Here is a 22027-nt window from a genome sequence, read left to right as displayed (position 1 = left end):
TATGCTTGGAATGAAAAAACACCATCAGCATTCCAAGAAAATACCCTGCTGGCAGAGAATCAACAATTCGCATCAGGTTGCGGATAAAGCTTGAAAGCAAGGTAATGCTGTGTCCATTTTCTTGAATAACCCTGATGCCCATCCATTTCTTGCCCAGTGTTCTGCCGCCATAGAAAAATTCAAAGGCAAAAAAGTAGCCCCAATTAATCACGAATATCACAATAATAGCAATGGCAAAAGGGACAGTATTCTCTTCTAAAAAAAATGGAAAAGACGACATACCCTTCATGATGAAGATAACCAAAATAATGCACAAAATATTAAACACCATTAAGATTAATTGATCTATAATAAATGCCGCAGCCCTGCTGCCTAATCCGGCCAGGCTAAACTGAAGTGAGACGTATTCCGGTGTTTTAATATCCATTTGTTCATGATTCAACAGGGTTCTCCCCTTTCTAGATGATAAGGTTTCCTATTTTTCTACAAAATTACTATAATAAGGAATAGAAGCAAGCATTAACGGCAAAAGATGGTGAAAAAATGAATGTTAAACAATTTATCAAGCAGCATCGCGAAGAATGGAAACAGCTTGAACAGTTAATCGCAACACTAAGCAAGGGCAGGAAGACGATAACTGGAGACAACATTATACTCTTCTCACGCCTATATCAGAAAGCGGCGCAGAATCTTTCTTATAGCCAAACGTATTTTCCTAATGACGAAGTAACGCAATATTTGAATGGACTTGTTTCAAAATCGCATAATCTTTTATATAAAGACCAGGTATCAAGCGTTAAACAAATTCGTCATTTTTTCGCCGCCAAGTTTATCGGCTTATTATTAGAACAATGGAAATTCGTTGTGACCGCGATGATCTTGTTTGCAATCGGCGCGATTGGCAGCTTTCTTTCCGTCTTGAATGACCCACTCCATATTTATTCCATTCTTCCTCCAGAAATTGCCCGAGGGGTTGACCCGGAACAACTCGGAAGTAGGGATGGTACGGTCGATTCCTCACTCATGTCGGCTAGTATCATGACGAATAATATAAAAGTGGCCATACTAGCCTTCGCTGGTGGTATAACCTTTGGAATATTAACTGTTTATTTGCTTATCTACAACGGCATTATCATTGGAGCACTTGCAGCGCTTTTCTGGCATCACGGCAAAGCCTATGATTTTTGGGCCTATATTGTTCCCCATGGCATGATTGAGCTTACAGCCATTTTTATTGCCGGCGGGGCTGGGCTGTTAATGGGCTATAAGCTCTTTGTACCTGGCCTGTACTCAAGAGGGTACCAATTGAAGGAACACGGAAAACGCTCTGTTCAGCTGCTCCTTGGAACTATACCATTATTCATCATCGCCGGAATCATTGAAGGTTTTATCACACCGGCAGCCATCTCGCTTGAAGCTAAATATATGGTAGCTATCTTGACTGTTTTGGGTTTAGTTCTTTATATTGTGTTTGGAAAACTGAAACACAGTCATGCTATAAAAGATTCTGATTCATTATCTCCATATAATGGGACACAGCGGTAACCGCTAATTTTTCCTCACGGGCCTCTATCATTGGCAGGCCCTGCTTTTCCCATTTATTTTTCTCCCTTTTCTTAAAAAGCATTTGCTGCTGGGCAATGCTCTTCAACATAGCCGCTTGAACATCAATCGGCTCCGCTTTTGTTCTGTTCATCAGAGTACGGTCTTCAACCCCGATCATGAAAAATAAATGCCGCTTTCGAAGCCGTTTAAGGTAGGCAAGGGCATTTTCTTCATGTAGAAAGGTCTGTATATCACTAAATAATAAAAGCAGGCTTCGTTTCTTTTGTACCATTTCCAAATATTGAAGACCCTCTGCATAGTTGGATTCTACTGCATCTACTTTTAAATGGTAAATGGAGTGGAGAATGGTTTGCAGATGAGCCATTCCCTTGGCAGGTGGAACAAAAGCCTTAATTTCATTTGAAAAAGCTAGAACGGACACATAATCCCCTTTTTGAAGAGCAGCAGCGGCTACGGTTACGGAAGCTTCCAAGGCTTTTTCTAATCGGTTGCCTTTTTTCAGTTCTGCCCCCATCATACGGCCGCAATCAAGCAAAATCGTAATATACTTACCATGCTCTGGTTCATATTCGTTTGTCATTACTTCCTGAAGCTTAGCCGTTTGCCGCCAGTTAATTTTCCGCGGATCATCACCAACTACAAAGCTCCGGATTTTCGAAAATTCCCCAACCCCGCTTTGCTGTTTGCGAATTTGCATGCCTTCATACAATAAATAATGCTGGGCATTTTCTAGATACTGCTTTGTTTCCGTTAGATCGGGAATCACTTTCACTGAACCAGTTAAATCTACTGTTACTTGCTTTTCCCACAGGCCGATTACACTTCGATAACGGAAGTACAGCTTATTGATTTCGTATTTTCCCCTCTCAGCAGGTACCGTTTCATAGTTAATGACGTTGGCTGAATCCGCCTGACCCCTTCCGGATATCGGAAACGGCTTTGTAAAGGTTTGCGGCAGACCATCAATGAATCGGTAGTTTAGTGAATATGGAGAATGATTGCGAACCTCAATCGTAATCGGATAGGTAAGTCCCCGTTCCATTTCCTCCGTTATGGTCCGCTTGAAGGAAAGCTGTGTTTTTTTCGCTGAGAACAATAAATCAACCAGACTGATGAAAAAAACAACAATGTTAATCATAAAGACGTACCACCATGATAAATCCCTTAATATCCCCAGTGTTAAAAGAATAGTTAGCACAAGGTAAATCAACATCAGCCGCTTCGTCGGCAGTATACCTCTATCTTGGAACAGGAACCGAGCCCACAAGCTCTTCGATGATTTGGTCAACGGTTGCTCCCTCCAATTCTACATGAGGAGATAACTGAATCCGATGACGTAAAGCAGGCTTTGCAACCATTTTGATATCATCTGGAGTCACATAATTTCGGTCTGACAAATAGGCCCAAGACTGTGCTGCTTTACCAATCGAAATCCCCGCCCTGGTACTAGCACCAAAGTGAATCATGTCCGTATCCCTTGTTTTCCTGACGATTTTCATAATGTAATCAAGTACATTATCACTAATTGTAATATCTTCAATTTCTTTTCTGATTGCCACGAACGTGTCTAAATCCATTATTTGAGAAACTTTAGTCCTGTTAAAGTTGTTCTCAATCACTTGTTTTAATACATTTTTCTCTTCTTCGAAGGATGGAAAATCAACCTGAAGTTTAAATAAAAATCGGTCCTGCTGGGCTTCGGGCAGTGGATAGGTCCCCTCAAATTCAATCGGGTTTTGTGTCGCCACTACAAAAAATACTTCTTGCAGCATGTAGGTTTCCCCTTGGATGGTCACCTGTTTTTCCTCCATCGCCTCAAGCAGGGCAGCTTGTGTTTTGGCTGGTGTCCGATTAATTTCATCTGCCAATAAAATATTGGTGAAAATCGGCCCTTTCAACGTTTGAAAGGAGCCTTCCTTCATATTGTAAATCATGCTGCCGGTGATATCACTTGGGAGCAGATCCGGTGTAAACTGTATGCGGTTAAAATCGCCGCCAAGCAGTCCTGCAAGCGTACGGACCATTTGAGTCTTCCCGGTGCCTGGCACCCCTTCGAGCAGGACATGGCCGCCTGTTAATATCGCGGATAATAACAATCGTAAATTGAGATTTTGTCCTAAAATTCGCCTTTCATACTGTTCCAATAGGGATGTTAGTTCTGTCCTCACCCTTGTTCCACCTCTTTCTGTAACTGGTCTAACTTTTTAGACCAAAGCAAATATTCCTGTTTAGTGATTTGGTTTTTATCGAGAATTATTGCCAATTCCTGAAGAAATAAGCGAATCTCATTAGTTTTTTTTTCCGTCCATTTGCGTTCTAAATATCCCCAAATATCCTGCCATTCTTTGTGATAAGGAACCTGCCATCGTTCTTGAAGGAGCTGCTTCAGATAATCGGCTTGAATTAACAATGAATCCTGATATCGTCTTCCCCGAAGATACCAGGCTGCTATCGCGCGAATACCTTCATCACTAAAACGGACCATCTCTTCCCGTGGAACCATAATTGGGCCAAACCGTTTGCCCTTATTCCAAAGCCAAATGAAAGCTATCAATATTCCCTGAAACATCAACAGTAAAAACCACTTTGGAAAAGCAGATAAAAATGTTGAAGTTGTTTGCTCGCCATGAACATACTCATCAAACAGAATTGTCTTGGAGTTGGTTTCATTAACCAGCGAAATCAACAGTGGTAAATGGTCGTTTTTTAAAATCTTGCCATTCGTTATCCATTCTGGTGTAATCGCGACAATTAATTGGCCTTTACCAACAGTACGTTTCAATGCAACAGGTCCGTATTTATCGTGCAATAAAGTATCTTCTCCGTTACGAGGCTGTAGCCGAACGTATGATTGGACTTCCGCCTTTTGTGCTGCCTTTCCGCCCTTTCCATAGATTTTTAAGGCTTCTGGAGATGGTATATCTTTCTCCAATTCTTTTGTCCTTAAATCAAACAGACCATCTGGATTTTGAGTAAGCAATAGAAGCGAATTTCCTTCCTTGATAAAATCGATGTATGAGCTGATTTCCTCTTTTTCAGTAAAATCTCCCGGCTCCACCATAATTAATAGCTGCTGTTCTTTATTCTTTGGCAATAAAGAAGGCGAATGGTTCCAGCTTTTTGCACTCATTTCCTGTTTTAAATATGTATAAAAGCCCTTTGTCCCAGTTGGGGAAGGAGATTCAGTTACGTAATTCGGATATACTTTCGGCTTGGGAGTAAAGGTGAAATAGCTTAAAAGCAAAAAAACAACTATTACTATAACGAACCAAAGCCAATCCTTTCTAGCCTTGTGCAACGGTTCCCCCTCCCTCCTTGTTCATTTCCGACAACAGACTCAAAACAACAGATTGAAACTGCCGGTATTCCTCTTGAAATGCCTCCCTTTCGCCATAAGTCACTTCGTCAAAAAAATGCGCGAGATGGTAAAATTGGCCGGCCAGCTGTTTATTCTCTTTTCTAAGCTCCTCATAATACTCCCAATTGGTCTTCCATTTTCTTGCCTCAAGCCATCCTTTATCGTGAAAGAAAAGAAGCAGGGCCAAAAACAGGTGTCGTGTTGCAGCTGAATAATCGGCTGCAGTTTCTAGCTTTTCTGCCTCTTTTAAATGCTCATGATAAGTCCAATTTATATCCTTTAAAGATTGAAGCGGTTTTTTGCTTCGGAGAACCCGTTCTCTTTTATAATGACGAATCAGAAAAAATACAGCTAAAGCCAATAGAACGATGACCACAATAATGACAGCGATTAAAATAGAGCTTGCGGCGTTATCGGAAGATTCAATTGATGGAAACAAACCGGCTAACTTGTCCGCAATCCACTGCTTAGCCTTTTCCCACCATTCAGCCAAAAGGCCTTTAGAAGCTTTGTCATAAACCCGATATTCCTTTTCGTTCAAAATTTTCTCTAGGTTTTCCCGTGCTTTTTCAGTAGTAAGCATCTCAATCACCTAATTTAAAAAAGAGGTACGATCATAGTCTTCAATCATTTCCTTTAAATCATCGGCATCGTGGCGCACTTTTAAATCTAGGTACATCACGGCATATCCAACTGAGAAAATCATTGTTGTCACTAAGGTCACAAGATTTGAAATAATCGTAAACAATACGCTATTTCCTAAAGCTAACCCAATTGTCCCTTCCACTGAGAAGCTGATAATAGTAATAATTAAATAAAAAATAATATAAAGTCCCATAAGCGGCCATGTACGTTTCTTGGTCAATCTCCAGCTTCTGCCGAATCCTGGTGACTGTCTGTCAAGAACTACCGACCCGAAATAAAAACTCCAGCGCGTTAAAAAGTAGGCTATTATTGGTGCAAAGATTAGAAATAACCCGATAGCTAATAATATGCCTAAAACGGGATTGGCCATGGAGCCAATTACTCCTGAAAAGGCGATGATTAAAATAGGAACCAGCATGATGCCAAAGGCTAGCAATCCAAATAAAATACTGCTGCCCAGCATTGGCCAGAACCGTGATAGGGCTTGCTTGATAACCGACCCGACAGTAAACTCCTCATTTTTGCGAATATGATTGACGGCAAAAAGAATAGCTGCCTCTGTGATCGGACCAAGAATCACTGTGATTAGCCCAATCACCGCCATTCCAATGTCAGCCCCAAAGCTTCCGGCGTCAAAGGTTCCTTGATTTTCAAAGCTGGTCATGAATTGCTCAAACCAATCACCACCGCCTTTCACTTCCCTAAAGAAGCTTGTTCCTGATATTAATAATATGATGGCTTGTAATAAGTAAACAGGACCTAAAAGCAAGAGGAAAATCATAAAGAAATCCTTAAATCTGTTTTTACTTAAACTGAATGTATGATCGAGTATTTCTCCGAATCCTTTCGGCTTTGAAAACTTAGAATCCAATCTAAATCCCCCTTAATCTGTTTGTCACAAGAATTATTTTAACATTACTTTTGTCTAATAAGTGTAAAAAGTTGCAAATATTTACAAGTAACGAGTACAAAAAAGCTCTCCGGGCCGAAACCCGGAGAGCGTCTTTTATTTAGAAGAATCTTCTTGACCCTTGTTATAGTTATATTTTGATCTGTCGATTGGTTTAAAGCCATCAGGTGTATAGAAACGCAATAAGTCGCCATTTACAACTTTATCGGATTCTGCCAGCTTTTGGTCCACGATCTCGTGGTACTTCTTAGCCTCATCCAATTTATCCTGTGAAAGCTCCAAGCCAGTCGTAGAATCGTAATATTTATCTCTAACAGCTGTAATGGTTGGACTTACAAAGTCGCCATTTCGGAATGGCACAAGTTGGTCGTGCTGTTCTGACAATAAATCAGTACCAAACTGGACAAACTGTTTTGAATCAATTCCTAACAAATGAAGCAGTGTTGGTAGGACATCGATTTGGCCGCCGTATTCATGATGAGTTCCCCCTTGGATACCAGGGACACGAATAAATAATGGAACACGCTGCAAGCCGGCACTTTCAAACGGAGTAATTTCCTTCCCCAATACCTGAGCCATTGCTTTATTATGGTTTTCGGATATTCCATAATGGTCACCGTACATAATAATAATGGAACGATCAAGTAATCCTGTCTGCTTTAAATAATCAAAGAACTCTTTTAAAGCTTCGTCCTCATATCTAGCTGTTTGGAAATAATCATCAACCGATGCATCACCCGTTTCTGCAGGGGCAATCGTTGCCAAGCTTTGGTCCATTTTATATGGATAATGGTTGGCTACCGGAATAAATTTCGTATAAAACGGCTCTGGTAAAGTTTCTAACATTGGTTTAGATTGTTGATAAAATGGTTTATCCATCATTCCATATTCCGCTTGATCTTCTGGGTTTACATGATAATATTTTCCGTCAAAAAAGTTATTATAACCAAAAGATTTATAAATTTCATTGCGGTTCCAAAAGCTTCCTGAGTTTGCATGGAATACTGCAGATGTATAACCCTGCTGACCTAAAATCCCCGGTGCTGATTGGAATGTGTTCATGCCTTTGGTCGTAAAGGCAGCACCCTGCGGCAGTCCGTATAATGAATTCTCAAGCATAAATTCAGCATCTGCTGTTTTCCCTTGTCCGGTTTGGTGGAAGAAGTTATCAAAATATAAGGTATTCTGGTCACGTGTTAACGAGTTTAGAAATGGTGTAACCTCTTGCCCATGAAGCTTATAATTAATCAAAAAGTTTTGTGTTGATTCAAGATGCAAATAAATAACGTTCATGCCTTTAGCGGCACCAAAATATGCCGGGTTGGGTGCAGCATAATTGGAGTTAGTGTAGTTTTTCACCTCAGTAACATCGTCGCTGCTCGCCATTACCCGTTGAGCAGAGGCTGTCGTACTTTTCACCGTATCATAAATCGTATAATTGTACATGCCTAAATATTTTACAATGTAATTTCGGTCAAAACCTCTTGTTAATAATTGCGGTCTGTCCGCTTCTGCTAATGAAAGATTGGCACAAGAAATGGCTAGTGCCATGGAGAATAAAGCAGCCACCTTTTGACGGCTCATATCTTTTTTCTCGATTTTTACAATCCTAAATACAAGTAATGCAATTAATAGAATTGTATCTATAAAGAATAAGAAATCATATGGCTTCAATAAAGAAGACACACTGCTGCTGACATCACCAAAGTTCTGAGTTTGGGTCAATGTAGGCAACGTGATGAAATCATTAAAGAAACGATAGTACACTACATTGGCAAACAATAAGAACGATAATAGAAAATCAATCACAATCAATGAAATATACTTTTTTCTGCCTTTAAATAATGCTGAAATCCCTAAAAATATTAACGCCGATCCTAATGGATTTAAAAATAATAAAAACTTCTGGATTGAGTTCTGGATCCCTAAATCAAATTGTGTTAATTGCGTAACATATGTTTTTATCCAAAGAAGAATGACGGCCAAAAAGAAAAAGCCAATATATTTATGGGAAATACCTTGACCTTTTAGTTTCATTATTAAGCACCTTCCTTCTAGCAAATCATTATTGCATTTTTTAATTTACTTTCCTATATGTGATTAGTACTATTTAGTCTAGTCTATATCTTAAATGGTAAATATGAACAAACTATGAATAAAACAAGAAAAAACGTAAATGACCTGCTCACAAGATAGTAACTATACTACTTTTTTTGAAAAAGTCAACCCATATATGAATGCAATCTTGTCCATTATATTTAGTCGGGAATGGTATAATACATGTAATCATGATATTTAATTACATAAGTTTCCATCAATAGATCTGAGGTGAAAAAAAGTTTGTCTCTAACAAAAAGACGTCAGGAATTCCTTGATCATATCTACCGTCAATTTAAGAAAACAAACAACCCTGTCCATTATTCGAAGGTGGCGGAAGCCATTGGCGTAAGCAAATGGACAGCCTATGATGTATTAAAGGAATTGGAAAACCAGGGGCTTGTAAAAAGAACGTATTCCACGAATGAGAATGAAGCAGGTCGTTCAATCGTTGTCTTCTCCCCTACTGAAATTGCAGAAAGCTTTTTCCAAAAAGAACGGAGAGAGCTAACAAACACAGAAGAGTGGGAAGCAATCCTGCCTGAAGTCATTAAATTAGTGGAAAATCCACAAAATCTGCCGTTACGAGAAGCAATTCATCATATCATTTCGCTCATGAAAAATGTAGAAGTTAAGCTGGAGTTTTGCGCTTACTTTCTTAGTATTTTGCTATTATTCTTGAATACACTAGGAAAAAACGTGAAGGAATTAACGGTGAACTTAATCAATGCCTCCAAGGAAGCAAAGGTGCAATTAACAGTATTTACAGGGGCAGTTGTTGGAATGATTATTCAATCGGTTGGTGAGGAATTAAGTCCGGATATGGTGAAACTAGTTCAGCAATTCATTGACAATGTCAACGAGCTTAATGCTGGCGAATTAAGTTTATTAATTAATTTCATTGGACAAAGTTAAAATCAGCCGATTTCGGCTGATTTTTCGTTTCATAGATAGTTTTTTGGTTTGATATCAATTTTAGTTTATATACTACAAAGGGAGTATATTTCAGAATTTTTTAAATATTCTCTTGACGTTCCCTCCGTTTTTACGATATATAGTTTGTATACATTTTTTGGTTTTTTGGGTATTTTGTGTGTTTTTATTTTTTATTGAAAGCGGGGGATTATTGATGTACGAATTATATTGCAGAACGTATCAAGGTGGGATGAAGGTAGCCTCCTTTATACTTCCTTGGCGAAAACCGGAATTATTAGAAGGAGAAAACAGCCTAAGTAAACTTCCAACCCTTATTAAAAGTATGCGAGTTGAAAGCGTTTTAATCGTGACGGATCAAGGGATTGTTTCCATTGGCCTGATGGACACTTTCTTAGATGGCTTGAAAAATGAGGGCGTCCAATTTTTCATTTATGATAAAACTGTTCCAAACCCAACAATAGAAAATATTGAAGAAGCCTTTCAAATGTACAAGGAGAATAAATGCCAGGGAATTGTTGCATTTGGCGGCGGCTCGCCAATGGATTGCGCAAAAGGTGTAGGCGCCCGCGCGGCAAGGCCGAAAAAAAGTATTCCACAGATGAAAGGTGTTTTAAAGGTATTAAAAAGAATACCGCCTCTGTTTGCCATTCCAACGACAGCAGGAACAGGCAGTGAAGCAACGCTTGCCGCTGTTGTCTCAAACAGCGAGACACATGAAAAGTACGCGATAATGGACACGGCCCTTATCCCCCATTATGCTGTATTAGACCCGCTTCTTACTGTAAAGCTTCCTCCCCATATCACGGCTGCTACCGGTATTGATGCACTGACACATGCAGTCGAGGCGTATATAGGGAAAAGCAATACGAAAGAAACAACACAGTGCAGTATTGAGGCAGTACAGTTAATTTTTCAAAATCTTTATGAATGCTATTCAAATGGTACCAACATTCAGGCTAGAACAAACATGCAAAAGGCTGCTTATTTGGCCGGAATCGCTTTTACCCGGGCATATGTCGGCTACGTGCATGCGATCGCCCATACCTTAGGCGGGTTTTATCAGGTTCCCCATGGTCTGGCAAATGCCATTATTCTTCCATATGTACTCGAGTATTATGGGGAATCCGCCCATAAGCCGTTGTCAGAATTGGCAGATTTGGTTAAAATAACAAAGCCTTCAGATACTATCGAACAAAAAGCACGGAAATTTATTGATGCCATTAAAAAGCTTAATGAAAAAATGGCTATCCCGACCAAGGTGAACGGAATCATGGAAAAGGATATTCCGCTCATGGTGGAACGGTCTTTGAAAGAAGCAAATCCTCTCTATCCTGTTCCAAAGATTCTTTATAAAAATGATATATTAAAGCTTTATCATCTGATAAAGGAGTAGATATGATTATGAGTATTTCCTCTCCCCTATTAAATGAAGGCGGTACTAAAGAAAATTACAGTTTCCTAGTTAATAAACAAAAGGCCTTCTTCCGAAAAGAACAGACAAAGAATGTTTCCTTCCGATTGGCTGCATTGAAAAAATTGAAGGATGCCATAAAGGTAAATGAGCAAGAGATTATGGCAGCGTTAAAAACGGATTTAAATAAATCTGAGCTAGATGCGTATGCGGCAGAAATCGGATTTGTCCTTGCTGAGTTGACTTTTACAATTAAAAACCTGAGTTCTTGGGTAAAAACAAAAAGTGTTAAAACTCCTATGACCCATTTTGGTTCGACGAGTTACATCTATTCAGAACCCTACGGTGTGGCATTAATTATTGCCCCGTGGAACTATCCATTTCAGTTGGCGATTGCCCCGTTAATCGGTGCGATTGCAGCGGGAAATTGTGCCGTTTTGAAACCTTCTGAATTAACACCAAAAACGTCTGAAGTATTGGCGAAGCTGATCAATGGTCTATATCCTGAAGAGTTTGTTTCAGTTGTAGAAGGCGGTGTGGAAACAAGCACAGCACTCCTTGAGGAAAAATTCGATTATATCTTTTTTACTGGAAGTGTACCTGTTGGGAAAATCATTATGGAGGCTGCGGCAAAAAATCTAACTCCGGTTACATTAGAGCTTGGCGGCAAAAGTCCCTGCATCGTTCATGATGATGCCAATATTAAGGTAGCGGCTAAACGGGTTGCCTGGGGTAAATTCACGAATGCCGGTCAGACCTGTATTGCCCCCGATTATCTTTATGTTCATAAAAATGTCAAAGACAAATTTCTAAGCGAGTTTAAAAATACGATAAAAGAATTATATGGAGAAAATCCGTTACGTAACCCCGATTACACCCATATTGTTAGTGAGCGGCATTTTAAGCGGCTAGAGGGCTTTTTGGATAATGGTCAAGTATATTCTGGGGGTAAAACAGATTCGGATACCCTAGCGATTGAGCCGACTGTTTTAACGAATATAAGCTGGGATGATCTAATTATGCAGGATGAGATTTTTGGCCCGATTCTTCCTGTTATGGAATACAGCCATTTATCAGAAGTGCTCGATGGCATCCATAATCATCCGAAACCGCTCGCCCTTTATATTTTTACGGAAAATAACCAGGTCCAGCAAACGGTTCTTAACAGTGTTTCGTTTGGCGGCGGCTGTGTGAATGACACTGTCTATCACTTTGTCTCCCCTCACCTCCCCTTCGGAGGTGTCGGACCAAGCGGCATTGGCTCTTATCACGGAAAAGGCAGCTTTGACACCTTCTCCCATAAGAAAAGTGTCTTAAAGCAAACCACCCTTTTTGACATCCCGTTCCGCTATCCGAATTTTAAGAATGGGCTTAAGATGTTGAGGATGTTTTTGAAATAATGGAAAGTCCCTGATTCTCAAGAAGAATTCAGGGACTTTCGTTTTAACCTATTTTAACTTGCTGGTCTTTTATAAGGTGGTCGTCTTGCTCAGAGGACACTATAAACATGATGATTTCATCCCCTGGCTTCAAATCCGCAAAGAATGCACAAGCTAGGGCCCCTTGTTCAACATTAATAGTAATGCTCACTCGATTCGGACTTTCCTTTGGAGAGCTAGTTATTGAAAAATACCTTGGTTTAAGTGAAGGCAATAGCTCTAAGAAACGTTCGAACGGCATTTCACAGGCTTCATATTTTTCAAGCAAGTCAAGCATCGAAACTCTATTTTTCAAAACAAGTTCTTCATATACCCCATCCGCTAATAACGCTTCTAGTTCCCGCTTATGCGGAGGGCAAACCGTATAGGCGGCCAATTCACGAATTTGTACCTGCGTTGCTGTTTCCTGCACTTCTACGCTTTGACTTAGGAGATCAACTAGACTTACCGGGCGGTCTAACGGAAGATGGGAAAAAGTACGGCCGCATGCGGTAATAATCACATGGTCCTTTCCATTTAATCTAAACCGTTTAATAATTCGCTGAACGGTTTCTTTGCTATTCCTTAGAAAGACCCCAAGATGGTTACCTTCTTGATAGGTTAGCCCTTCAGGCAAGGAAAACACAAATTGCCTTGTTTGTTCATTTTCGGCATTAAACACTAATTGATTTTCTACAATCGAACCTTGTACGGAATCGTACTTTTCAGCCAAAGGTGAACCCATTACAGTATTGACAAACTGTATGGAAATTGTATTTGCCCCTTTTTCATCATTTCTATCCAATTGAATTCCGAAGGTTTTGAAGGCATCCTGCCACATCCGGTTTTTCCATTCATTAAATTGCTTCTCAAAATCGCCGCTTGCATCACCTTCCCCCCGCTCTGAAAATCTGACTGCTCCTTTAAGGGCAAGCTGTTCATCAATATAACGAGGCACATCCTGGTAGGTGTTCGCCCAGTTGTGATCGCCACATCCAAATACCGCGTACTGGACACCTTTTAAACTACCTGTTTCCAGATGTTCCAGCCACTGCACAAATTGGCGTGCGTTTCTTGGTGGTTTCCCATTATAGGAGGATGTGACAATGATTACGGCTCCTTCAGTTGGTAACTTACCAATCCTATCGTTTAGGGGAGCGGCCTCACTTCTTACTCCATGCAAACGGGCAATATCGGCAAGCTCATGTGCAACCTGCTCTGCTGTTCCCATATTGGAACCATATAAAACAAGCAGCTTTCTATTATTGACACCAACAAGTGAATACTTCGGAGCTTCTTGGTTATTTTTCGGGGCTGCCGCTTTTTCAGCAGATAAAGCAAATGTATCGATTCTCTTATTCTTCCGCATTTTTAAGCGAATTTTAAAATTATCAGGTTTAAGCGTCAATGTTTGCTTAATTTTTAATTGATAATGCATATGGTCGATTAAGTCAAAATGCTGCAGAATCATTCCTAACACAAGCGTTGCCTCATGGAGGGCGAACTGCATGCCGATACACGCTCGCTGCCCGTTTCCAAAGGGCTTATAGGCATGTGCGGGAATTTTAGTCATATCTGCAAAACGCTCAGGTCGAAATTCTTCGGCATCCTCCCCCCATGCATCCTTATCGCGATGAAGTTTTGGAATAATGACGGACACATTGTCGTATTTTTTTAGCTGGTATTTTCTGCCAATGACCGTATCGTTTTTTGCGTACAAAGTAAATTGGGGCTCAGTAGGATAAAGACGTAAAGCTTCATTTAAAATCATCCGAATGTACTTAAGGTCGAGTACCTGCTGATACGATGGAATAGAATCGCCTAGTACCTGGTCAACTTCCTCATATGCCTTCTTCAGTACTTCAGGATGCTTCAGAAGCAGGTATATGGCAAAAGAAAGCAATCCGCTTGTCGTTTCATGACCGGCAATCAGGAAGGTAATAATTTGGAATCGAATATTTTCATCATCAAGCCTCTCTCCTGTTTGCGGGTCATTGACATTCAGCATTCGGGCCAGCAAATCAGTTTCCCCTTGATCGCCGCCTTCTTTGCGTTCAGCGATAATTTTATCTACTAGAGAAAACATTGACTTAATGTCGCGTTCGAACTGCCGCTTGGTTCTTACCATCAGCTGGGTTTGGAATGGCAGCCTTGTGCTTTGGTGCATGGCCTCGTCAAGTGCCCGAATCATACTGATGATAAACGGATTGTGGTTTTCCCGATAGAAACTGTTAAAGCGATAGTTAAATCCGCATAACCCAATCGTATCTAGGGTCAGACGGGTCATATCATCGGGAACATCGATGCTCTCATTTGGATTCAAACGGGCCCACTTTTGTACGAGCTGCTGGGCGATGTCAACCATCATCGTATGATATCCTTTCATTGCTTGCTGGCTGAAGGCTGGCATTAGAATGCTATGGGCTTTCTGCCAATTCGGCTCTTTCGTTTTACTTGTAAATAAGCCGTCTCCCCCTAGTGCACGCAGAAAATACAACCCTCCGGAGAGACTTTTGTCAAACCGGGATTCATTACAGACCTCGGCAACTAATTCATGACCTGAAACAAAATGCATGATAAAACCAAAAGCCTCAAAGCGAAAAATAGGTCCGAATTCATCGGCGATTTTCCAAAATGACAGCGTTGGTGCATCTTTATCAATTAATGGAATATTGCCTAACGGGCCATACGTTTTTGGCTGCGGAATCCGCATATTATTTTCCATAAAAAGCTCCTCTCTGTTAATTACTCACCTTTTACCTAATAAACCGTATAAAACAACATCGGCGATTTCATCCTCCATATGGTCGAGCGGTAATTTTTCTGAGATGATTTCTTCCTGGAGTTTTTCAAAGTTGAGTAGGGACCAAATAGCGCTAGTGATCCCAAGTTCATATAGAAGGGATTGGACTGGGGTGAGATTTCCGTTAGATACCTTTTGCAAAAGCTGTTCCATACTTTTGTCCTGAATATAAATCTGCTCCATAAACATCTTTGCAAGCTCTGGATGGTTGGGCGATTCCCTAAAAAGTATGTTGAAGCTGTCCAGATTGCTGCGGATTACTTCCACTCTTGCTTTGATGACATCCCTGACCAGATCAAGATTATGATCAGAATTCATCTTAGGGGGCTCAAACACAGACGGAGTAATGCAAGCAAGAAAAATATCCTTTTTGCCCTTAAAATGTTTATAAAGAGCAGCTTCTGAAACTTCAACACGCCTGGCAATTTCGGCGGTTGTGGCGCCATTATATCCTCGTTCGGCAAAGAGCTTGCGTGCCTCCCGGATAATTTTCTTTTTAGTATCCGATTGCGATCCCAAATTCTTCACCCTCTCTTTTGGTTAGTGAATACTTACTAACTATTATATATAATATTCTGAAATCTCTGTCATGGTATAAAATACCTGTTTTCCAAATAAATAAAATGACGTTATTTTTCTACTTCTTTCTGCATTTTTAAAACATCTATTATCACAATTTATGTTTTTTTATCATAACCTGTTTCCTGCTGTGTTTTGCTGTTATTTCGTGTAGAAATATTTCAATATACGAAGTATTTGGCTTGTCTTATAATCAAATTGGCTGAATATTAGTACTAATATTCCCAATATTATTTTAACCAGGGGTGGTTCCATGAAAAAAAGGAAAAAAGGATTCGCAGCAGCATTAGCCACAACACTCTCTTTATCTGTACTCAGCTCCGTCGCATTTGCAGACCAACCTTCATCAACTGATTCATCCACTTCACTGAATATTAAACCTCCAGAGTTTTTTGTTCCTAATGGGCAAAATAAGAAAAACTTTTTTGTAGATAAAAAACAATTAGACAAATTAACACATCTAGAAGGATTTGAGAATACCAAACTTTATAAAGGCATACATAATGGTGCCGGTTATTGGATGGAAGTTCCAGAGAACTGGAACGGCAAGCTTGTGTTGTATGCTCATGGTTATCGAGGTACTGGTCAGGCATTGACGGTAAGTGCCCCTTCAGTTCGTCAAGAGTTAATTACAGAAGGGTATGCATGGGCTGCCTCTAGTTATAGCACGAACGGTTATGATGTTGAATCTGGTGTAAAGGATACGCATGCCCTGAACGGGTTATTTAGAAAATTGGTCGGAAATCCAACACGCACCTATATTATGGGTCACTCCATGGGTGGTCATGTTACTGGTGTATATGCTGAGCAGTACGGTGATGTTGATGGAGCATTGCCTATGTGCGGGGTTTTAGGAGACTCGGAATTGTTTGATTTCTTCACTGACTATGGGCTTGTTGCACAATCTTTGGCAGGAAAATCAAAAAGTGAACAACAGTTTGTGGCAGACGATAACTACTTTAATAATACGGTTCCACAACTAAGAAAAGTCTTGGGAGGAGACGAAAAATTGGTAGTGGATCCTACAACAGGATCATATGTATTTAAAACTCTTACAGACAAAGGATTAAAATTAGAAGCAGTAACCGAGAACCTCTCTGGAGGAGATCGACCATTATTTGAAATCGCTTATGAACATATGTTTGATGATTTTCTACTGCAGCGTATGCCAACAAACCCTGCTTATGGAGAAGCAACAGGTAATGTTATAAACAATACGGACTCTGTTTATCAACTTGACAGTAATCCTAGTTTATCACCTGAAGAACAGGCTCTAAATGAAAGCGTTATTAGAATCTCCAATGATCCAAACGGTCGTCACAATAACGGTTTGGCTGCAATACCAAAGGTAAATGGAGACCTAAAGGTGCCGACTGTTACGTTACACACATTGGGGGATCTCTATGTTCCTTTCTCCATGGAACAAATTTACGCGAAAAGAGTGGCTGAAAAAAATAAGGAGGACCTACTAGTATCTCGTGCAATTCGTGGAATAGGACACTGTGAATTTACAAATCAGGAACAAATTAATGCATTTGATGATTTGGTAAATTGGGTAGAAAATGGGGAAAAACCAGCTGGAGATAATATCCTGGATCCAAAAGCTGTTGCAGATATTAACTTTGGTTCAAAGTTTACTTCGGTCAGACGCCCATATGATCTAACGCCATGGGATGTTAAATAATAAACTAATGAAAGCAGAGAGACACAACTCTCTGCTTTCGTATTATCATATATTATATTTGCTTATTCTGTATTATTCCCTTGATCATAAACCAGCCACCCAGTCCCATTGATTTTATTCGAAACATCAATGATTTTCTTCTTCACCCTATCAAACTCCGGCCCTTTCAACTTGGTAGGCTGGTAATTATTTTTCGACGAAACAGAAGAAATCGAAAATGGGACAACGTTGATTTCTTTTTTATCAGTCAGTACTCCATTTTCGAGATGAAATGTCTGTTGAAAAACGTACGTGTCTTTATCAGACGGATTTCGGTTTCCTCCAAACATAAAATTCCCAAGACTGTAAACAATAAATTTACCGTTATACTCTTCAATTCCCTGAACGACATGTGGATGGTGTCCAAGAATTAGATCCGCACCACTATCAATTGTAAAGCGGGCCAATGATTTTTGCGAGGCTGTTGGAACGTATTGCCGTTCCACTCCCCAGTGAAAATGGACAAGAACAATCTGTGCCCCCTGCTCTCTCAGCTGGTTGATGCCTTGTGAAACCTTATTCCTTACTTCACGTGTATCCTGCCAGCCTTCAAAGCCTAAAGCCCCTATTTTAACGCCCTTTACGGTTGTTATATATTGATTTTCGTAGCCGAAATAGCCGATTTGTTGGTTCTTCAAAGCTTCAATCGTGTCAGTATATCCTCTCTGCAGGTAATCATGGATATGATTGTTGGCGAGGTTAACTGCTTCAATACCACCCAATTTTAATATTTCCGCATAGCCGGGGTCTCCTTTAAAGCGAAATGTTTTTTGCGCTTTTTGTGTTGAATTTGTTAACGTCGTTTCCAAATTGACCGTAGTAAGATCATCCTCCAGAAAAATAGTATCGAGTCCTTGAACAAAATAAGCCAAACCATTTGACGATGCTGTACGAACAAAAGTATCTGGATATTTAAAAGTTTCGTCTGTCCCTAACGTAAAATCACCAGCTGCACTTATTTTAATTGTCGTTTCTGTATTTTGCTGCGTCTGTACTTGAGCCTGAGGTTGTTCAGGTTGTTCCTTCTGAACATCGCTCTCTTCCTCTAGCTTAGAATCTTTAAGGTTCACAGGGGTACTCGTAGGAACAGTCTTATCTGTCTTTATATAAAACGTCGCAGCAAAACCTCCTGCCGCTAAAATAAATACTGCAAGCATGGAAAAACGTAACGAATTTTTGAACCGCTGTTGCTTAGCTGATTTCGTCCTGCTTAGGTGGTCCTTACTCTCCATTCTCCCATTGGCCCCTTTTTATTTATTTCTTTGGAAATGACTTACATTTACAAATTGTACCATAATTCGAGCTTTATATAAAGAATTTTCTGAATTTTATAACTCTACAAGATATTACCATCCACTCCTTCCTCCTTATCTGTTAAACTTTTAATGTCATATTTTTATAGGAGGAGGTCAGCAATGAATAAACGAAAAACCCTCCTTGCACTGGTAATACTACTTACCTTTATTGGAGGAATTGCTGCCGGATTATTCTTTTCCACAAACCATGAAGATTCAAAAATAGTAAAAATAGATCAAGCTCCCAAATCCGCTTCAAAGCCACAGGAAAAAGCAGTCCCTGAAGTGGAAAAAGCGCACTCAAAAGTTCTCATTGGATATGTACAAGATTTTCGTGATCCAAATACGGTCGAATATGACAAGTTATCCCATGTAATCTTCTCTTTTGTGCATCCGACCAAGGATGGCGGGATTTTGCTTAACGGCGATACTGCACTTGGTAACTTGCGGGCAATGGTCACAAATGCGAAAAAACATAATACGAAGGCGATTTTAGCCATTGGTGGATGGTATCACATTAAAGGCGGAGAATCGTATGAATATTTCAAAACGGCCATTTCAAATCCGGAATCGCGGACAAAACTAGTAAATGAGCTTACTGGAATTGCTGATAGAGAAAATTTGGACGGGATTGACATCGATTTTGAACACCCTCGATCTGCAGAGGATGCTCAAAATCTGTCCGCGTTCGCGAAAGAATTAAGCGAACAGCTTCACCCTAAAAACAAAGAGCTGTCAATTGCAGTTTATTCGATGATTCATGCAGTTACGTTAACGGAAATTGCCTTTGTTAAATATGAGCCAGAAATGTTTCAATACGTGGACCACGTAAACATTATGGCCTATGACGGACAATGGGATGACGGCTACCATGCTGCTAACCTATCTCCCTACCCATTCACTGAAAAAATCGTAAGCTATTGGACAGGACTTTTTGATAAATATAATATTTCAAAAGAGAAATTGGTTCTTGGAGTACCGCTGTATGCCCAGCCTGAGGATCCAAAAATAAAGCAGGTTTCATTCGGAGCAATTTTGAATCAGAATCCTGCCAATTCTGGTGCTGATACAGTCCAAATGAACGGAACAACCTACTATTATAATGGTGAAGAGACAATGAAGAAGAAAACGAAATTGGCCCTAGACCATGGTATGGGTGGAATGATGATGTGGGAGACCGGGCTTGATGCCAAAGGACCACAAAGCATAACAAACACAATCTCAGAAGTCCTGAAGGAGTCCGAAAAGGATCCGATAAAATACTACACAGTAAAAGGAAATTAAGTTTAAAAGGGCCTTACTCCCTGCGTTGCTGTTTATAAGCACCGGGGGTAAGGCCTTTTTAGTGTAGAGAATTTATATGACCTCGATTGCTAAAAAAATCATCGGTCTGGTAGCATAGAGCCTGTATATGAGCTCAAACAGTTGAATAAGTCATCGGTTTGGTAGCATAGATCTTTTATATGAGCTCAAACGCTTGAAAAAATCATGGGTTCGGTAGCATAGAGCCTTTATATGCGCTCCAACGCTTGAAAAAATCATGGGTTCGGTAGCATAGCCCCTTTATATGCGCCCCAACGTTTGAAAAAATCGCCGGATCGGTAGCATAGATCCTTTATACGTGCCCCAACACTTGAAAAAATCATCGGATCGGTAGCATAGGAGCCCTTATATTCAGCCTTAATCTATGAGCACTCCCGGGTTAAGAATATAACAAGGGTCCAGTGTGCGTTTCACCGATTTTAGTGCAGAGGCAAACAGGTCCGGCCGCTGCTTGTCATACCATGGCCGGTGGTCACGGCCGACTGCGTGATGGTGGGTAATCGTCCCGCCGAGGGAAATAATAGCCTCAGATACAGCTGCTTTGATTTCGTCCCACTGCTCCAGTTCACTGCCAGGCTTCCCGAGTGCCTTAACAATGTAATATGGTGCCGGTCCATCAGGGTAGACATGTGTGATTCGGCATGTCACCCATCCGTTATGGCCGGAAATTTCTCTAACCGCCTTTTTGGCCGCCTCCATTACTCCAGTATGAAATGCTTCAAAACGGTCCCATGTTATCGCTGTTTCGAAGGTTTCCACGATAATCCCTAAGCCGACAAGGACATCCCTTAGATACGGTGCCTGGATAAACGCATTTCGCCACGTACCCACATCACCTTCCCTGCTTGCGGATGAATCCTTTCTAGTTTTTATTACATCCTGCCCATATACTCCGCCAAATTCCTTACAGCATTCCAGTGCCCTAATCATCCAAACGTCAAGAAGATGATCATGCGACTCAAAGCCAAGCATAAGTACTGCTGTTTTCCCGTCCCCTGCCCCAGAGTCATGCGCCTCTCCTGCATCAAGCAAACGGCAATTGGAAGGATATAAACCAGATTGGCTTAGTACTCGGACGGCTTTCACTCCAGACTGGAAATCCGGGAAACGTACCGATGCTGCAGTTCGATAAACCGGACGGTCCTGCAGCCTAACCCAAGCCTCAGTGATTATTCCAAGCGTACCTTCAGAGCCAATAAACATCCTGTCGGGGCTTGGTCCTGCACCAGAACCGGGCAGCCTTCTTGTTTCAACCACACCTTTTGGAGTAATGACACGGAGCGATTGCACCAAATCATCGATATGTGTGTGCAAGGTGGCAAAATGGCCCCCGGCCCGGGTAGCAATCCATCCTCCTAACGTGGAAAATTCGAAAGACTGTGGGAAGAAACGGAGAGTTAGATCCTGTTCCTTTAATTGCTTTTCAATAGCCGGCCCGCGAATCCCCGCCTGAATACGTGCAGCACGAGAAACTTTGTCAATTTCTAGGACTTGATTAAAATTCCTTAAATCAATCGATACTGAACCCGAATATCGGTCATCGATTTCAGGCTCAACACCTCCTACTACACTTGTTCCGCCGCCATAAATAATGGCGGCAGCATGAATATCATTACACCAATCTAGAATATTAATAAGCTCATTTTCCGTACCGGGGAATGCCACTATGTCTGGTGCATTCATAAAATCACGACGAAAAGCCCTCACGACATCCCGGTAGGATTTTCCATATGTGTGCGATAAGCGCTCGTGGGTATCATTAGTACAAAGGTGCTTTAGTGATTGTGGTATGTTTATGCGAGGCTGCTTTAGAGATATTTCATCGATAACTGGCGGCGGCGTCTTCTTCCATTCGCTTACTCCAAACCGCTTTGCCATCGCTGCTTCAACTTGATTCTGAACCTGAGGGGACAGGCCATCTTCATAGCCCCATCCCCAAAATTTCATTTTGCGAGGTGTCACT

16 protein-coding genes and 1 pseudogene are annotated in these 22027 nt (G+C 40.7%); 6 read left to right on the top strand and 11 right to left on the bottom strand.

What is annotated here, in order from left to right; all coding sequences use genetic code 11:
- On the bottom strand, window positions 1–442 hold a 442-nt coding region (locus tag KHB02_RS12630; RefSeq protein WP_241113838.1), incomplete at its 3' end, for an RDD family protein.
- A gap of 101 nt (window positions 443–543) precedes the next feature.
- Between KHB02_RS12630 and KHB02_RS12625 the strand changes: the two genes are divergently transcribed.
- Window positions 544–1545: a stage II sporulation protein M gene (locus KHB02_RS12625; protein ID WP_213140048.1), complete on the top strand. Its 1002-nt coding sequence runs from the start codon at window positions 544–546 to the stop codon at window positions 1543–1545.
- Here KHB02_RS12625 and KHB02_RS12620 read toward each other — a convergent pair.
- From KHB02_RS12620 to ltaS, 6 genes are all read right to left on the bottom strand, one after another.
- Window positions 1496–2854: a DUF58 domain-containing protein gene (locus tag KHB02_RS12620; RefSeq protein WP_241113837.1), complete on the bottom strand. Its 1359-nt coding sequence runs from the start codon at window positions 2852–2854 to the stop codon at window positions 1496–1498. The genes KHB02_RS12625 and KHB02_RS12620 overlap by 50 nt on opposite strands.
- Window positions 2805–3734, bottom strand: coding sequence for an AAA family ATPase (locus KHB02_RS12615; RefSeq protein WP_213140047.1), 930 nt, complete (start codon window positions 3732–3734; stop codon window positions 2805–2807). Before KHB02_RS12615 ends, KHB02_RS12620 begins: the two co-directional genes overlap by 50 nt.
- The gene (locus KHB02_RS12610) at window positions 3731–4864 is read right to left on the bottom strand and encodes a DUF4350 domain-containing protein (protein ID WP_213140046.1); all 1134 of its coding nucleotides are present in this window, start codon (window positions 4862–4864) and stop codon (window positions 3731–3733) included. The genes KHB02_RS12615 and KHB02_RS12610 overlap by 4 nt, the downstream gene beginning before the upstream one ends.
- Window positions 4851–5507, bottom strand: a complete 657-nt coding sequence (locus KHB02_RS12605) for a DUF4129 domain-containing protein (protein WP_213140045.1) — start codon at window positions 5505–5507, stop codon at window positions 4851–4853. The genes KHB02_RS12610 and KHB02_RS12605 overlap by 14 nt, the downstream gene beginning before the upstream one ends.
- Window positions 5508–5516: 9 nt before the next feature.
- Window positions 5517–6440, bottom strand: a complete 924-nt coding sequence (locus KHB02_RS12600) for a DUF7847 domain-containing protein (RefSeq protein WP_213140044.1) — start codon at window positions 6438–6440, stop codon at window positions 5517–5519.
- 135 nt (window positions 6441–6575) lie between these two features.
- Window positions 6576–8516, bottom strand: a complete 1941-nt coding sequence (ltaS, locus tag KHB02_RS12595) for a lipoteichoic acid synthase (RefSeq protein ID WP_213140043.1) — start codon at window positions 8514–8516, stop codon at window positions 6576–6578.
- 303 nt (window positions 8517–8819) lie between these two features.
- Between ltaS and KHB02_RS12590 the strand changes: the two genes are divergently transcribed.
- The 3 genes from KHB02_RS12590 to KHB02_RS12580 all read left to right on the top strand — a co-directional run bounded on the left by KHB02_RS12590 (window position 8820) and on the right by KHB02_RS12580 (window position 12323).
- Window positions 8820–9491: a helix-turn-helix domain-containing protein gene (locus tag KHB02_RS12590; protein WP_241113836.1), complete on the top strand. Its 672-nt coding sequence runs from the start codon at window positions 8820–8822 to the stop codon at window positions 9489–9491.
- 214 nt (window positions 9492–9705) lie between these two features.
- The gene (locus KHB02_RS12585; protein ID WP_213140041.1) at window positions 9706–10905 is read left to right on the top strand and encodes an iron-containing alcohol dehydrogenase; all 1200 of its coding nucleotides are present in this window, start codon (window positions 9706–9708) and stop codon (window positions 10903–10905) included.
- Between the two features lie 8 nt (window positions 10906–10913).
- The gene (locus KHB02_RS12580) at window positions 10914–12323 is read left to right on the top strand and encodes an aldehyde dehydrogenase (protein WP_213141237.1); all 1410 of its coding nucleotides are present in this window, start codon (window positions 10914–10916) and stop codon (window positions 12321–12323) included.
- A gap of 49 nt (window positions 12324–12372) precedes the next feature.
- Here KHB02_RS12580 and KHB02_RS12575 read toward each other — a convergent pair.
- Both KHB02_RS12575 and KHB02_RS12570 read right to left on the bottom strand, forming a co-directional pair.
- Window positions 12373–15066 (bottom strand): annotated as a pseudogene (locus tag KHB02_RS12575) (cytochrome P450); the annotation flags it as partial.
- 24 nt (window positions 15067–15090) lie between these two features.
- On the bottom strand, window positions 15091–15663 hold the full coding sequence (locus tag KHB02_RS12570) for a TetR/AcrR family transcriptional regulator (protein ID WP_213140039.1): 573 nt from the start codon (window positions 15661–15663) through the stop codon (window positions 15091–15093).
- A gap of 313 nt (window positions 15664–15976) precedes the next feature.
- Between KHB02_RS12570 and KHB02_RS12565 the strand changes: the two genes are divergently transcribed.
- Window positions 15977–17407, top strand: a complete 1431-nt coding sequence (locus tag KHB02_RS12565; protein WP_213140038.1) for an alpha/beta fold hydrolase — start codon at window positions 15977–15979, stop codon at window positions 17405–17407.
- Window positions 17408–17469: 62 nt separating this feature from the next.
- On the opposite strand, the gene KHB02_RS12560 is transcribed toward KHB02_RS12565, so the two are convergent.
- A complete protein-coding gene (locus KHB02_RS12560) occupies window positions 17470–18678 on the bottom strand; it encodes a CapA family protein (RefSeq protein WP_213140037.1) in 1209 nt (402 codons plus the stop codon).
- Between the two features lie 183 nt (window positions 18679–18861).
- Here KHB02_RS12560 and KHB02_RS12555 point away from each other — a divergent pair, with 183 nt between their 5' ends.
- A complete protein-coding gene (locus KHB02_RS12555) occupies window positions 18862–20025 on the top strand; it encodes a glycosyl hydrolase family 18 protein (RefSeq protein ID WP_213140036.1) in 1164 nt (387 codons plus the stop codon).
- Between the two features lie 396 nt (window positions 20026–20421).
- Here KHB02_RS12555 and KHB02_RS12550 read toward each other — a convergent pair whose 3' ends face one another.
- A complete protein-coding gene (locus KHB02_RS12550; protein WP_213140035.1) occupies window positions 20422–22026 on the bottom strand; it encodes an FAD-binding oxidoreductase in 1605 nt (534 codons plus the stop codon).
- Between the last annotated feature and the right edge of the window lies 1 nt (window position 22027).

It is taken from the genome of Neobacillus citreus, from assembly GCF_018343545.2.
Lineage (GTDB): Bacteria > Bacillota > Bacilli > Bacillales > Cytobacillaceae > Neobacillus > Neobacillus citreus.
Note: the sequence above shows the minus strand (reverse complement) of the source record. Positions and strands in the feature narration are given on the sequence as shown.